Here is a 13,282-nt window from a genome sequence, read left to right as displayed (position 1 = left end):
ACGGTGAGGGTCCCGGTATCCCGCGGCAGGACCATCCGTCCAAGCAGTGGTCTTTTCCATCCGGGAAAGGGCACCGTCGCATGTGGTCTTGATGCGCGGGAGGATTTCCTTACACTGGTTTCAATTCCCCCGTTCCGTCATGAATTTCCTGATGTATACGTTTACCGTGCTGCTGGGCGCCTTTCTGGCATTCCCCGCATCTTCCGCTCCGGAGCGCGCACTGCCTTCCACCCTGAAGCCGGAACCCCACCAGCGGGATCCGTATGACTGGAATGCCCGTCATGAAGCGGTCAGGAAGCGGAACCAGTCCGTCAAGCCGGAATACGTGATGATAGGGGACAGCATCACCCATCATTGGGGCGGGGAGCCCTCCGGGGACAGCAGGAAGGCGGGCGAGGCGTCCTGGGAGCAACTGTTCGGATCCCATGCGGTGACCAACATGGGCTTTGGTTTTGATTATGTGGACAATGCCTATTACCGCGTGCAGAACGGGGAACTGGATGGCATCTCCCCGCGGGTCATCATCGTGCTGCTGGGAACCAACAACCTGGGCCACCGGAAAGATACGCCGCAGGCATGTGCGGATAATATCAAGGCGTTCCTGCGCCTGGTGCGCCAGAAATGCCCCTCCTCCAAAATCCTGCTGCTGGGCGTTCTGCCCAGGAAAGAGAAAAACCTGGCCGGCCCGGTGAAGGAGACGAACAAACTGCTGGCGAAGCTGCAGAATGGAAAAAACATCTTTTTTGCCGATCCGGGGAAGGCACTCCTTTCCGCGGACGGCGTTTCTCCAAAGAATGAATTCATGAAAGATGTGGTGCATCCCAATTCCAGGGGGTACGAGGTGCTGGAAAAGGAACTGGCCGCCCTGCTGAAAAAAATGGATGCGAGGTTCCGCGGCGGAAAACCCGCCGGGAAGCAGGCCTGACAGCGGTCTTTTTCCAGTGGTCTTTTTTAATAAGGATCAATTTGGGCTTGAAGGACAGGCTTGTTCCATAAGAATATACTATTTTTAGTCTGAATATCCGATTTATGAAAAACCTGTTGTTTGCCTTGCTTGCCGGCTCTGTCTGCTGCTGTTATGCCCAGCAGACCGCCGCTCCGGCTCCGGAGCCTGAAGTTGTAGCTACGCCGCCGTCCGATGCCGGGCGCGGCCTCATCCGCGTGAATTCCCGTGAAATCCGCCATTATTCCGGCACCCGCAAGGAGCCGGATTACCTGGTCAGCAAAGATAACGGGAAAACATGGGAAATGAAGACGGCCCCCTCCGGCTACCCGCCCAACTACGGAGGCATTCCCAAGGAATCCCCGGCGATTGCACGCAACCCCCTCACCAAGGAATTCATCCGCGTGCAGCCCATCGGAGGATTTATCTTCCTTTCCAAGGGAGGCCTGGACGGCAAGTGGTTTGCCGTCACGAACGACGGCAAGCTGGAGGAGGACTGGAAGAACCCGGAGAAGCAGAAAAATCTGAAAAAACTGGGCGGCATCATGCGCACGCCCACCTTTGTCAACAAGGGAAAGAGGGTGATTGTGCCGTTCCATAACATGGGCGGGGGCACCAAGTTCCATATTTCCGACGACGGCGGCCTGACCTGGCGCGTGTCCAAGAATGGCGTTACCTCCCCCAGGCATGAGGCCAAGCCGCCCCACCAGGGCGTCAGATGGTTCAACAATGCCGTAGAAGCCACGGTGCTGGAAATGAAGGACGGCACCCTGTGGGCGCTTGCACGCACTTCCCAGGACCAGGCGTGGCAGGCTTTTTCAAAGGACCATGGGGAAACATGGAGCAAGCCCGAACCGTCCCGCTTTTTCGGCACCCTGACTATGAATACGCTGGGACGCCTGGATGACGGCACCATCGTTTCCCTGTGGACCAACACGATGGCCCTGCCTGAAAACGCCACGGCAGGCAACGGCACATGGGAGGATGTGTTCACCAACCGTGATTCCCACCACATCGCCATGTCCGGCGATGAAGGAAAGACCTGGTACGGGTTCCGGGAAATTATTTTGGACGAGCATCGCAATCATCCGGGATACGCCACTCTTGACGGTCCGGAAGACCGAGGAAAGCACCAGAGCGAAATGGTGCAGCTGGATAAGAACCGCATTCTGGTTTCCCTGGGCCAGCACAAGAATCATCGCCGCCTGATGATCGTGGACCGCCGCTGGGTGGCCGCCAAAACGCGTTCCTCCCAGACGGGCAGGGATCTGGATTCCCAATGGACCATTCATACTTATATCCCGCAGAAGAAGGGGCATTGCAGCTACAACCGCAAGCCATCCGCCGAATTGGTGCCGGACCCCGCGGACGGTTCCAAAAAGGTTCTTCAAATCAAGCGTTTGAATGATCCGGAACTGGTGAATGAAAAGTCCAATGTGGATTATCAGAACGGGGGCGCTACCTGGAATTTCCCGAACGGAACCACGGGACTGGTCAAGTTCCGCTTCCGTGTGGCGGACGGGGAGCAGGCGCAGGATTCCGGCCTTCAGGTGTCCCTGACGGACCGTTTGTTCAACGCCTGCGACACCACGACGAAGGATTATGCCCTGTTTACGTTCCCTATCAAGCTGAAACCCGCCCCCCATCTGTTGCTGGGCATGAAAAAGGTGCCCGTCACGCCGGGAGCATGGCATGAGGTTTCCATCCTGTTTCAGGGAAGCCAGGCCACCGTCTCTATGGACGGCGCCAAGGCGGGAACGCTGAAGATGGCCAACCAGTCTCCCAACGGAGCCAGCTACATCCATTTCATCAGTACGGGTTCCAAGCCTGATTCCGGGGTGCTCCTGGATACGGTAAGCACCCGTGTGAAGTGATCCGCCGGGAAGCCGTTGAGGGGATTCCTCCGGGGCTGGCCGTTCCACAGAATTTGGAGACTGTCAAAGATGCGGGAGAATGGCTTTTCCGCGGCGCTTTGGAAATGATCCGGCTGCGTCCAGAAATTTTCCGTAGAACGGCGAAGGCAGGGGAAGAGCCCTTTCCAAGTTGAATGGAAAGGTTTTCAATGGAGGACCTGGCGGATAGAAGGGGAAGCGCTCAGCTCCGGCAGGCTTTTCAGCACCGTGTGGATGTGTTCGTTTTCCTGACTGCCTATTTGCTGGAGGGCGGTGCGGCCATATCTGTCGCGCAGGGACGCCTTGGCGTTCCGGTCCAGCAGGAGCCTTGCTATTCCCAGTTTCACGATGTCCAGGCTTCCGTCGCCCAGCAGCATGTCGCGGCAACAAAGCATCAGGGGAGTTTCCCCGACGGAGTTCTGGTGGTTGACGTCTGCTCCTTCGTTAATCAGCAGATTGACCAGATCCCGCATTTGGGGGAGCAGTTTTTCATCAATGACACTCAGCTGGCGGCACAGGTTCAGGAGGGCTGTGTCTCCTGCGGAATCTGGCGGCGCCGTGCCCGCGGGCATGGCGGCATTGACGTCCGCTCCGTATTGAATCAGTATTTGGGTTATCCGGAGAGCGGTGTCCGGAGTATGCAGGTTCAGGCAGAGAAGGGGAGGGCTCATTTCTCCGCGGAAATTGGGATCGTACCCCGCTTCACAGAGCTTGCGGACAACATTTGGGTAACCGGCCGCGACCGCCCAGGAAAGCAGGCTGGTTTTTTTCCCCCTGAGTTCCGGGCAAATGGAAATATCCGCTCCATGCTTGAGCAGGAGAAGCGCCGTTTCCTCATAAGGGGCTCCCCCGATGCCTGCTACGCAGGACATGACGAGGGGCGGCCATCCTGCGGGGCCGATTTTGTCCACGCTGGCTCCGTTCCGGATCAGCAGGGAAAGGCACGTCAGCCTGTTGCTTACGGGAAGGGGAGAGTCGTCACCCAGGCCCGGATAGCAGGCGTATGTCATGGGTGTGTCTCCCAGTTCCGAACCGTTCAGGAGCTGTGCCTTCTGCGGAGACATGATGATCTGGAGGTTCGGGTCTGCGTTCATCTGAAGCAGGCGGTTCAGAAGCTGGACATGCCCCAGACCGGCAGCCAGGTGCAGCAGGGATTCTTGATGGGAAGAGCGGCAGCGGCCATCTCCGCTTTCCGCGGTTTTCCGTATCATCTGGAGCCGTTCACGGATTTCATCCTTCATGTACTGGCTCATGGAAAATTCGGAAAACAGGTGCCAGTCAATATGACGGGAATTGGGGGACAGGGACCGGAGCAGGAAACGTTCCGGACCGTGGCGCTCCATATAGTCCGCCACCATCAGGATTTGTTCTTTTTCCGTTTCCGACCACAGGGGACTGAATTTCCATTCGCGGGGGGATGGTTCATCCCGCAGGAACCAAAAAATGGATGATCCGGCGACGAGGGCCGCAAAAACACTCAGAGCACCAAGAAACCAGAGAGCCTTTTTTCCAAATGTCATGTGTATCATAAGCAGGGAACTGCAAGGCATGATGATGCAGCAATCTGGAACCGGGAGCAATGAAAAAATAGAACGGTTTTCATCTGCCTCCGGGCAGAGAGAAAAAATCCCGAAGAATGGGTTGCGGATTAGAAATCCGAAAAGAATGAGAAACCTTGCAGGAAAAGGACGAATGCAAGGAAATACAAGCTTTCCCGGATGCAGATGGAAAGATTGTGTCATGCTGTTTTTTGCTTTCATTCCGCCGCATTCATCAGGTCCATTGTTTACATTTATTTCAAGTTCAAATATTTTCGATTATTTCGGATTTCTAATCCGGCATGCCGTCTTATCCATTGAGCATGTGGATAAAAAATTAAAAAATCGGTTTTTCAACGTTTCTGGCAAGAGAGAATATCCAGGGTTCCCGCATCCGGCTTTGCAGCGGATTTTTCAATGTGAAAGGCGCATTAAGGGAGAGCATGCGGTTGGCGAATGGTTTTTAGAGCAGACCTTTGAGGTTTTTCCGGTTTTCTGCCTCTGGACTGGCGCAGCACACGCTTGCCTTGAAGGAAGAGGCGCCTGATGATGGTTGCAGCTATGGATTCCGTCAGACTCATTGCATCCGACATGGATGGTACTCTGCTCAACGGACGGGGAGAACTGGACCCTGACTTTTTCATTGTCTTTGAACAACTGCAAAGGCACGGAATCCGTTTTGCGGCTGCCAGCGGACGGCAATATGACGGGTTGAGGAAAACTTTTTCTCCTGTGGCGGACAGGATGCTGTTCATCGCGGAAAACGGGGCTTATGTGGCTGACGGCCGGAATGAATGGCTGGTGGAGGACATGGACAGGAAAACCGCAGCGCGGCTGATTGTGCAGATACGGGATGTTGAAGGGGCCTGCATCGTGCTGGCGGGCCGGGATTCCGCCTATATAGAGGATTCTCTTCCCGAGTTTGTCCGGGAAGCCCGCAGGTACTACACGCGCTGCGAACAGGTGGATGACCTGCTTTCCGTCAAAGGCGACAGGCTGTTGAAGATAGCCATTTACGATTTCAAGGGAGCCGTAAATAACAGCTATCCATATTTGAAGCATTTGGCGGACCGTTTCCAGGTGGCCGTTTCCGGTGAACGGTGGATGGATATCAGCCGGAAGGGAGCCAACAAGGGAAATGCCCTGGAGCTGATTCAGCGGAGATTGGGGATTTCTGCGGAGGAGACCATGGTCTTCGGCGATCAGATGAATGACGCCGAGATGATGCGGCAGGCCGGATTCAGCTATGCGGTAGCCAATGCCGTTCCGGAAATCCGGAAAATAGCTGCGTTTACGGCTCCGTCCAATGAGGACAATGGAGTGATTCAGGTGCTCAGGAAGGTGCTGGCTGGCCGGAATTAGGAGAGTGGGGCCGTTTTTGTAGAAATGGCCACGGTTTATTCTTGCCGTAGAGGCAGCCAGTCGGTGTACTGCCTGCAGGAGTCATGTTGGCGTTTATGTACGATTTCTTTTCCATGCTCGCCGGCCTGGTTGTGGCCTGTGCAGCCGGGTTAGCCTTGGCCGGAGGCGTTGTGCTGCTGAAATTGCTGGGGCTTCTTGTTTTCGTGCTGATGGGAGGATGGTATTTATGCTCCTGGTTATGGAGCTGGGCGGCCGGTTGGCTGGGAGCGTGAATTCGCCGTATGCCGGAACCGTGACCGGATGAAGCAGGGAAGTAGAGGGAGAGGTTCCGTAAATGGCGCTCTTTCCTCCTTTTCAGGGAAATGGGCGTCCATGTCAGCATGGGAACCGCGGGCCCTTTTTAGTTTTGCTTTTCCGGGATGGGTGTGGTACACCCGTGCCAGACGTCATGAATCAGGAATTCTTTTCAGTGCTTGTGCAGGTGGTGGCAGCCTTGGGGCTGGCCGGCATTATTTTGTTGCTCAGTATCTTGATGGGCAAGCGTTCTTCCGTTCGCAAGCCTGCGGACATTCCTTACGAATGCGGCATGATTCCCGTGGGTGAAGGGGCTCCCATGTTTTCCGTTAAGTTCTACATGGTGGCCATGCTTTTCGTGATTTTTGACCTGGAAGTGGTTTTCCTCTATCCCTGGGCCGTCAACTTCCGGGATTACGTGATGCTGAATCCGGAATCGTTCACGGCCATGTGTATTTTCATCGGCATTCTGCTGGTAGCCTACCTCTATGCCTTGGGCAAGGGCGCCCTGAACTGGCACCGCGATCCGCGCTGAAAAAATTACCGTTTTGTTTGAAGAAACGCCGTCCTGTCTGTGAGGACGGCGTTTTTTGTTTGCAGAGAGGAGTTTTTACGATAAAGGGTGAGAATCATGAAGGGCCTCCTGGAAATGGCAGATCCTTGCTCCTTTGTCGGTTCTGGATGGTCAAATCTTCTTGTATAAGATATGATTTCTCTTGCCAGGGGCGGCAAATGAAGATAGCTTTTTGCGCGATCCGGAAAATCCAGAATGAATCTCTCTCTTCCCAGAACGCCTCAGGGCGTTTACCGGTTGTCGGTCAGCACCTTCTATTTTCTCCAGGGCCTGGTGTTCGCCAGCTGGGCATGCCGCATTCCCGACATCAAGAGCGCCCTGGGGATGAACGATGCCGATCTGGGGTCCGTTCTCTTTGCAGTGCCCGTCGGGCAAATGTCAGCCATGGCCTTGTCCGGCTACCTGGTAGGACGTTTTGGCAGCCGGAGGATACTTATGGCGTCTTCCGTTTTTTACCCGGCCGTACTTGTGTGCTTGGGGCTGGTTTCCTCCTTCTGGGAACTGGCCGGAGGGCTGTTTTTGTTTGGTGTGGCCGCCAATCTGACGAACATTTCCGTTAATACGCAGGGGGTGGGCGTGGAGCGGCTGTACCAGTGCAGCATCATGGCCCGCTTTCACGGCCTGTGGAGTCTGGCAGGTTTCTTTGGTGCGCTGCTGGGGGCTTTCATGGTGGACTGGAACGTGTCCACGAAAACGCACTTCCTCGCCATTTTCCTGATTTGCATGGCCATTCTGGCCGTGTTTTCCCGTTTCCTCCTGCCGCGGGACGCCCGGCGTTCCAGTTCCCAGAGCGGGGGCATGTTCCGGAGCATGGACGCCTATGTGCTGCTCATCGGGTTGATTGCGTTCGGAAGCATGGTCAGCGAGGGGACCATGTTTGACTGGAGCGGCGTGTATTTTGAAAGCGTGGTTCAGCCCGGCCCGGGCCTGGTGCAGACGGGGTATGTGGCGTTTATGAGCACGATGGCGCTGGGGCGCTTTACGGCGGACCGCATGGTGATGCGCTTCGGAGCCGTGCGCGTGCTGCGTGCCAGCGGCATCCTGATTGCCGCCGGGCTTCTGGTTGCCGTTCTGTTCCCGGTGCTGTGGTCCGCCACGCTGGGCTTCCTTCTGGTGGGGCTGGGCACCTCTTCCATTGTCCCCCTCTGCTACAGCATGGCCGGAAAGTCCAAAAAGATGATTCCCAGCGTGGCTCTGGCCTCCGTTTCCACGATCGGCTTTCTGGGCTTTCTGCTGGGACCTCCGGTCATCGGGCATATTGCCCATGCGTCTTCTCTCAGATGGTCGTTCTCCCTCATTGCCCTGGTCGGTCTGGGAACGGCGTTGATCGCCCCGTTCCTGAAGAAGTTCAGATGACGGAGGGAATGCCCGCTTTTCCGGGGGTACGGCATGCCGGAAGATTTCGTTCATCCCCGTTTTTCCGGAGGTTTGCCGGGGGAGGTTCTTTCCCCGCAAGGAGAGGTGGCCGTTGCCTGTGAAATGTTTTTTTGCCGCTGCAGCCGTATGATCTGATTGAGGGGGAATTGCCCTCGTTGTTTGGGGAAGGCGGAAAATTTTGGGGCGGCGTGTCCTTGAGTCCTTATTCAGATGGCGGAGCCGGGACAATTCCTCCGGCTCCGAATTTCAGATTCAGCGGTACCCGTACCGTGCGGGGATTGATGTAAATGATCAGCTCCGCCGTAATTTTCCGGTCCGCAGGTTCCCAATAAGGCTGGTAAGTGCGTGTTACTCCCTGGGGGGATGGTCATGAACGACCGGTTCCGCCGGGGAATAGTGGCGGTTGTCGGCGTCAATGAGAGTCAGGGAACCAAAACTGGCGGAAGGCAGGGTGCTGCGGACGTGCAGGAGCAGGGAGCCGTGGGAGGATTCCGATTGCATGTCGGCGACGGTAAGCGTCGCCTTTGCATTCTCCGGCAGTTTGACTCCGGGAATATCCTGAAGGGGAAGAGTAACGGTGCTTCCCCTGACGGTAGGAAGCGGGAAGGATATGCGGCAGGCGCTGCTGGCCATGATCATGTTTGCCGTTCCGGAGAGAGTCCAGCAGGAAGAAGTTTCCGGCAGCAGATCCGGGATGTTCAGGTTCAGGATGGGGACAGGGTCTTCTTTTTTCCAGGGAGAGGAGTGCATATGGCTGGAAGCGGCGACGGAAACCGGGGGTAACGTTTCATTTCCCTTCAGGGTCAGTGGATTTTCAGGCGATATACTGATTGCCACCGGTCCGTTTTCCGGCGTCTCGGGCCGGAAATCGATTCTGGTCGAAGGCCCGTCGTTGATCAGGGTAGGTCCGTTGGACCCGCGGTTTTGGCATTGATGGAAGTAATGCAGCTCAAAATGTACTTTTTCCTCCGGCAGATGTGGTTCATGGACGAAAGGAGCAGGGGGCGGGTCAGGCAATACGGTGAGCCCCTGGTGAGAATGGCGGACAGCGGGGCCTTTGCGCGCAAGGTCCATTTCCATATCCACCGGAACCACGATGCGCTGCGTTTCTTCCGGCTTGACGTAGGAAAGTTTTACCTGGAGAAGGTTCCAGTCCTGTTTGGAGTAATATTGCCGTTTAAAGACATATTCCTGATGTTCTTGATTGTTGAAATCAAAGGAGAACCGGGCCGGTTGCGCCTCTGCCGGCTTCCCTTTCTTGTCCATAAGGAGGAATTGTGCAAATTGGAACCGTGACGGATTGTACTTCAAAGTCATGGACGAACAGTCCGAAGACGGGGTGGAGGAAGTAAACGTAGCGGTGTCCGGCGTACCGGAGAAGGCCAGGTCACCTTCACCTTGTTCCGAGGATGGGAGGGGAATATCCTGCGTCCATCCTTTTCCTTCCCGCAGAAGGTTGAAAGAGGGCAGCGTATGGATTTGTTTGGCAATGTAGAAGACGAGATGTCCCTTGATTCTGAATTTTGTTGTTGAGGGAGGCAGGTGGAATGGGGAGGAGGTGAGCCGTACGGACCAGTTTTTGATTCCTTTTTCGGGATTAAAGGGAGGAAAAGGCATTTGCGTCAATTTGGCGGCAAGCGGTTCATGCTGGTCAGTTTTCATTTCCGTATCAAGCGGAACGCTCCATGTCCCTTCCGGATCCGACAGAGTCAGTTGGTGGGGACCTTCCTGTTCCGTGAATGTTCCGCTGCCTTTCAGGAAGGGATGTAGAAACAGGGTGATATCGCGTTTTCCCTGTTTTGCATGATTTTCCGAGATGTAAAAGTAGTCTGGACGGACCTTTATCTCAGGCTGCTCCGACGGTTTGTCTTTTGTTTGTTGTGCCGGACATGGAAGTGCACAGAGGAGAGAGAGGGCAGGGAGGATTGCTTTCATGGGCAGATGGGGGCTTATCTGCCATCATCCCTCCGGCTAAAGGAATGATCAAGCTGAAAGAAGATGAGCCGGAAAGGAAAAATGGTGCGCCTGGCAGGACTCGAACCTGTACGCCTTTCGGCACCAGATCCTAAGTCTGGCGCGTCTACCAATTTCGCCACAGGCGCGACGAATGCGTGGGCGTACTCTGCCATGTCCCGTTCCGGCGTTCAAGGCTAAACAGGCGGCTTTTTCTTTGACATTGATTGGAAGCTTCTTATAGTGAAAGCCGATGAAAAAGTTAATTACCCTGTTGACCGTCTGCTCCCTGTCTGTCCTGTCCCAGGCATGGGCGGACGTGAAACTGCCAAAAGGTTCCTTTACCACGGATCGGCTGGAGGAAGCGCTGAAGACTGCCCGCGAGCAGAAGAAGCCTGTGGCGTACCTTTACACGAATACGGCCACCACCTGTCCCCTGGCTTCAGGCGCGTCCGAGGGGTTTCTTGAGGCCGTGGGGCGCCGCTGCGTGCTGGTTTACCTGTCGGTGAAGGACGGAAAAAAGTCCGGCATAAGCGATGCCGTGAAGACTGCCCTGAAGCAAGGGAAGTATTATCCCAAGCTGGTGCTGACCGACACGGACGGAGGCCGGGCGCAGTGCTTCACTTATGAGGCATACAAGGCCGATTCCAAGAAAACAAGCCGCGAGATTAAAAAACAGATTATAGCCCTGTCCAAAAAGGAGGGATAAAGACGGAGGCTGTTTTTCCGGCTCAGGAAGGTCAATTGAGGATTCCCGCCGGGAACGGAAAGAGCTTCACCAGGAGGAAGTCCAGCATTCCCAGGCAGAGCGCCGCGCAGATCGCCTGCTTGGGCGCCAGGCGCGGCGTCATTTTCAGCCAGGCGATGATGCCGCCATGAACGGCCGCGGAGATGCCTACGGCCCACCAGAAGAAGGAGACGCCCATCATGGCGAAGAGGGCGGCCAGAGGATAGGAGAACGCCAGGAAGATTTTCATGATGGCCTCCCATTCGTGGCCGCGCACCATGTTCAGTTGTTCGGAGAGGAGGGAGAGGTACAGGCAGGAGGGGACCACGACGCACAGGATGAGGGACAGGAGTCCTTTTTTCGCGTACCGTTCTTCCTGCGTGGGGATGTACATGCCGCATATACTGGGTCAGCCGGGGGGAATTGTCAAACATTGTCCTAGCCCGGAGCAGGGGGTGCATTATACTGGAGGCATCACGTATGTCGTCTTTTGAATTGAATTCCTCCTTCAAGCCGTCCGGGGACCAGGAGCAGGCTATTGGCAAGCTTCTCAAGTCTCTGGAGGCCGGCAACAAGCATCAGGCCCTGCTGGGCGTGACGGGGAGCGGCAAGACGTTTACGATGGCGAATCTGATCGCCCGGATGAACAGGCCCACGCTGGTGATTTCCCACAATAAGACGCTCGCGGCCCAGCTTCATTCTGAGCTGAAGAGTTTTTTTCCGAATAACGCAGTGGATTATTACGTCTCCTACTTCGATTATTACCAGCCGGAGGCGTATATCGCCAGCACGGATACTTATATTGAGAAGGATTCCGCCATTAACGACGAGCTGGACCGCCTGAGTCTGAACGCGATGAATTCCCTGATGACCCGCAGGGACGTGATCGTGGTGGCGTCCGTCTCCTGCATTTACGGCTTGTCCACTCCGGAGGATTACCGAAACCTGACCCTGCGCATCCGGGAGGGGGATATCATGGACCGGGACGTGTTCCTGCGCCAGTTGGTGGAACGCCTGTTCGAACGGCAGGATTTCGATTTCCTCCGCGGCACGTTCCGCGTGCGCGGCGAGGTGGTGGAGGTTTTTCCCGCCTATTCCGAGGGGGAGGCTATCCGCGTGGAGTTTTTCGGCGACGAGGTGGAACGGGTTTCCCTGATAGATTCCGTGTCCGGCCGTGTGCGTGAACGGCTGGGGAGCTATACGTTTTTCCCGGCCAAGCAGTATGTGGCCGCTCCGGAGAAGAGGGCCGCGGCGTTGAAGGCCATCCGCCAGGAGCTGGCCGACCGCGTTGCCTGGTTTGAGAAGGAGGGGCGCCTGCTGGAGGCGCAGCGGCTGAAGCTGCGCACGGATTACGATTTGGAATTGATCGAGGAGCTGGGGTTCTGCAAGGGGATTGAGAATTATTCCCGCCATTTGTCCGGACGCCTGCCGGGCAGCGCTCCTTCCACGCTGCTTGATTTCTTTCCCAAGGATTCCCTGACCCTGATTGACGAGAGCCACGCGGCCGTGCCCCAGATAGGCGGCATGTACGAGGGAGACCGCAGCCGCAAGAATATTCTGGTGGATCACGGTTTCCGCCTGCCCAGCGCCCTGGACAACAGGCCGTTGAAGTTCCATGAGTTCATGGAGAGGCAGAACCAGATCGTGTATGCTTCCGCCACGCCAGGACCGTTTGAGTTGATCAACTGCCGTGCGGATAACAAGACTTACATTCCCGTCAAGCGCGCCGCCCGCTCCGGGGAGAAGGCTCCGGAAGGCTTCAAGGGGATTTTGTTTTCCTCCCCCAAGGAGATACGCGTCAGTCCCAGCCCTTCCTCCCAGCCCGTGGAGCAGTTTGATCCCACCAAGCGCTCCACGCCGCTTATTGTGGAGCAGATTATCCGTCCCACGGGGCTGGTGGAACCGAAGATTACCATACGCCCGCTGAAAGGGCAGATCGACGAGACGATCGCTCTGTGCAACGAACGCGTTTCCAAGCATGAGCGCGTTCTGGTGACGACGCTGACCAAGAAGACGGCGGAGGATTTGACGGATTACCTGAGGGGCGTGGGCCTGAAGGTTTCCTATATTCATGCGGATGTGGACGCCATTGAGCGTGTGGAAATCCTGCGCGCCCTGCGTGCCCAGAAGATAGACGTGCTGGTGGGCATCAACCTGCTCCGGGAAGGCCTGGACCTGCCGGAAGTGTCCCTCGTGTGCATTCTGGATGCGGACAAGGAAGGGTTCCTGCGCAATGAAACGTCCCTGGTGCAGACGGCGGGCCGCGCGGCGCGCCATGTGCATGGGGAATGCGTGCTGTTTGCGGACGTGATGACGGATTCCATCAAGCGCCTGATTGAACTGACCGATTACCGCCGGGGAATTCAGGAAGAGTACAATCGCGAACACGGTATTGTTCCCCAGACCGTGAGCCGGCCGGAACAGGGCCAGTTGAAGCTGTACTCGGAAGAGGATGAAGAGTCTTTCCGCGTGGCGGAAAACGAGGCTCCATATGGTCTGGAAGACCGTATTGCCAAGCTGGAAGCGGAGATGAAAGAGGCCGCCTCTCATCTGGAGTTCGAACGCGCGGCCCTGATCCGGGATGAAATACGGCAGTTGAGGGAAGGCGGCAAAAGGTAATGG

The 13,282-nt window shown here is 56.2% G+C and carries 12 protein-coding genes and 1 tRNA gene; 9 read left to right on the top strand and 4 right to left on the bottom strand.

The window, feature by feature from the left end:
* Positions 1 to 139: 139 nt before the first annotated feature.
* Both V3C20_RS01185 and V3C20_RS01180 read left to right on the top strand, forming a co-directional pair.
* Positions 140 to 925 carry a GDSL-type esterase/lipase family protein gene (locus tag V3C20_RS01185; protein WP_130082942.1) on the top strand — a complete coding sequence of 262 codons (786 nt, stop codon included), beginning with the start codon at positions 140 to 142 and terminating at the stop codon, positions 923 to 925.
* Positions 926 to 1,029: 104 nt separating this feature from the next.
* Complete coding sequence (locus tag V3C20_RS01180) at positions 1,030 to 2,817, top strand: sialidase family protein (protein ID WP_130082941.1); 1,788 nt, start codon at positions 1,030 to 1,032, stop codon at positions 2,815 to 2,817.
* A 185-nt stretch (positions 2,818 to 3,002) separates the two neighbouring features.
* Here the strand turns inward: V3C20_RS01180 and V3C20_RS01175 are convergent, their stop codons facing one another.
* Positions 3,003 to 4,355, bottom strand: a complete 1,353-nt coding sequence (locus tag V3C20_RS01175) for an ankyrin repeat domain-containing protein (RefSeq protein ID WP_161981190.1) — start codon at positions 4,353 to 4,355, stop codon at positions 3,003 to 3,005.
* Positions 4,356 to 4,383: 28 nt separating this feature from the next.
* Here V3C20_RS01175 and V3C20_RS01170 point away from each other — a divergent pair, with 28 nt between their 5' ends.
* The 5 genes from V3C20_RS01170 to V3C20_RS01150 all read left to right on the top strand — a co-directional run bounded on the left by V3C20_RS01170 (position 4,384) and on the right by V3C20_RS01150 (position 7,959).
* Positions 4,384 to 4,920, top strand: coding sequence for a hypothetical protein (locus tag V3C20_RS01170; RefSeq protein WP_161981189.1), 537 nt, complete (start codon positions 4,384 to 4,386; stop codon positions 4,918 to 4,920).
* Complete coding sequence (locus V3C20_RS01165) at positions 4,920 to 5,735, top strand: Cof-type HAD-IIB family hydrolase (RefSeq protein ID WP_204798849.1); 816 nt, start codon at positions 4,920 to 4,922, stop codon at positions 5,733 to 5,735. Before V3C20_RS01170 ends, V3C20_RS01165 begins: the two co-directional genes overlap by 1 nt.
* A gap of 83 nt (positions 5,736 to 5,818) precedes the next feature.
* Entirely contained in the window at positions 5,819 to 6,007 is a 189-nt protein-coding gene (locus tag V3C20_RS01160) for a hypothetical protein (RefSeq protein ID WP_149873324.1), read from the top strand.
* 176 nt (positions 6,008 to 6,183) lie between these two features.
* A complete protein-coding gene (locus V3C20_RS01155) occupies positions 6,184 to 6,564 on the top strand; it encodes an NADH-quinone oxidoreductase subunit A (RefSeq protein WP_067571508.1) in 381 nt (126 codons plus the stop codon).
* Between the two features lie 234 nt (positions 6,565 to 6,798).
* Positions 6,799 to 7,959 (top strand): MFS transporter, encoded by a 1,161-nt coding sequence (locus V3C20_RS01150; RefSeq protein ID WP_130082938.1) that lies wholly within the window; start codon positions 6,799 to 6,801, stop codon positions 7,957 to 7,959.
* A 369-nt stretch (positions 7,960 to 8,328) separates the two neighbouring features.
* On the opposite strand, the gene V3C20_RS01145 is transcribed toward V3C20_RS01150, so the two are convergent.
* Both V3C20_RS01145 and V3C20_RS01140 read right to left on the bottom strand, forming a co-directional pair.
* Positions 8,329 to 9,642, bottom strand: a complete 1,314-nt coding sequence (locus V3C20_RS01145) for a hypothetical protein (RefSeq protein ID WP_130082937.1) — start codon at positions 9,640 to 9,642, stop codon at positions 8,329 to 8,331.
* 355 nt (positions 9,643 to 9,997) lie between these two features.
* A tRNA-Leu gene (locus tag V3C20_RS01140) sits at positions 9,998 to 10,082 on the bottom strand.
* Between the two features lie 104 nt (positions 10,083 to 10,186).
* Here V3C20_RS01140 and V3C20_RS01135 point away from each other — a divergent pair.
* Positions 10,187 to 10,642, top strand: a complete 456-nt coding sequence (locus V3C20_RS01135) for a hypothetical protein (protein WP_130082936.1) — start codon at positions 10,187 to 10,189, stop codon at positions 10,640 to 10,642.
* Positions 10,643 to 10,673: 31 nt separating this feature from the next.
* On the opposite strand, the gene V3C20_RS01130 is transcribed toward V3C20_RS01135, so the two are convergent.
* A complete protein-coding gene (locus V3C20_RS01130; protein ID WP_130082935.1) occupies positions 10,674 to 11,054 on the bottom strand; it encodes a hypothetical protein in 381 nt (126 codons plus the stop codon).
* An 86-nt stretch (positions 11,055 to 11,140) separates the two neighbouring features.
* On the opposite strand from V3C20_RS01130, the gene V3C20_RS01125 reads away from it, so the two are divergent.
* A complete protein-coding gene (locus tag V3C20_RS01125) occupies positions 11,141 to 13,279 on the top strand; it encodes an excinuclease ABC subunit UvrB (RefSeq protein ID WP_130082934.1) in 2,139 nt (712 codons plus the stop codon).
* The last annotated feature ends 3 nt before the right edge of the window (positions 13,280 to 13,282 follow it).

It is taken from the genome of Akkermansia sp. RCC_12PD, from assembly GCF_036417355.1.
Lineage (GTDB): Bacteria > Verrucomicrobiota > Verrucomicrobiia > Verrucomicrobiales > Akkermansiaceae > Akkermansia.
The sequence above is the reverse complement of the archived record's forward strand: the minus strand, read 5'-3'. Positions and strand labels throughout refer to the sequence as shown.

Bases quoted from the DNA above. Each gene is read 5' to 3' on its own strand.
- V3C20_RS01185 (WP_130082942.1), top strand. From the start codon at position 140: ATGAATTTCCTGATGTATACGTTTACCGTGCTGCTGGGCGCCTTTCTG.
- V3C20_RS01180 (WP_130082941.1), top strand. From the start codon at position 1,030: ATGAAAAACCTGTTGTTTGCCTTGCTTGCCGGCTCTGTCTGCTGCTGT.
- V3C20_RS01175 (WP_161981190.1), bottom strand. From the start codon at position 4,355: ATGACATTTGGAAAAAAGGCTCTCTGGTTTCTTGGTGCTCTGAGTGTT.
- V3C20_RS01170 (WP_161981189.1), top strand. From the start codon at position 4,384: ATGATGATGCAGCAATCTGGAACCGGGAGCAATGAAAAAATAGAACGG.
- V3C20_RS01165 (WP_204798849.1), top strand. From the start codon at position 4,920: ATGATGGTTGCAGCTATGGATTCCGTCAGACTCATTGCATCCGACATG.
- V3C20_RS01160 (WP_149873324.1), top strand. From the start codon at position 5,819: ATGTTGGCGTTTATGTACGATTTCTTTTCCATGCTCGCCGGCCTGGTT.
- V3C20_RS01155 (WP_067571508.1), top strand. From the start codon at position 6,184: ATGAATCAGGAATTCTTTTCAGTGCTTGTGCAGGTGGTGGCAGCCTTG.
- V3C20_RS01150 (WP_130082938.1), top strand. From the start codon at position 6,799: ATGAATCTCTCTCTTCCCAGAACGCCTCAGGGCGTTTACCGGTTGTCG.
- V3C20_RS01145 (WP_130082937.1), bottom strand. From the start codon at position 9,642: ATGAAAACTGACCAGCATGAACCGCTTGCCGCCAAATTGACGCAAATG.
- V3C20_RS01135 (WP_130082936.1), top strand. From the start codon at position 10,187: ATGAAAAAGTTAATTACCCTGTTGACCGTCTGCTCCCTGTCTGTCCTG.
- V3C20_RS01130 (WP_130082935.1), bottom strand. From the start codon at position 11,054: ATGTACATCCCCACGCAGGAAGAACGGTACGCGAAAAAAGGACTCCTG.
- V3C20_RS01125 (WP_130082934.1), top strand. From the start codon at position 11,141: ATGTCGTCTTTTGAATTGAATTCCTCCTTCAAGCCGTCCGGGGACCAG.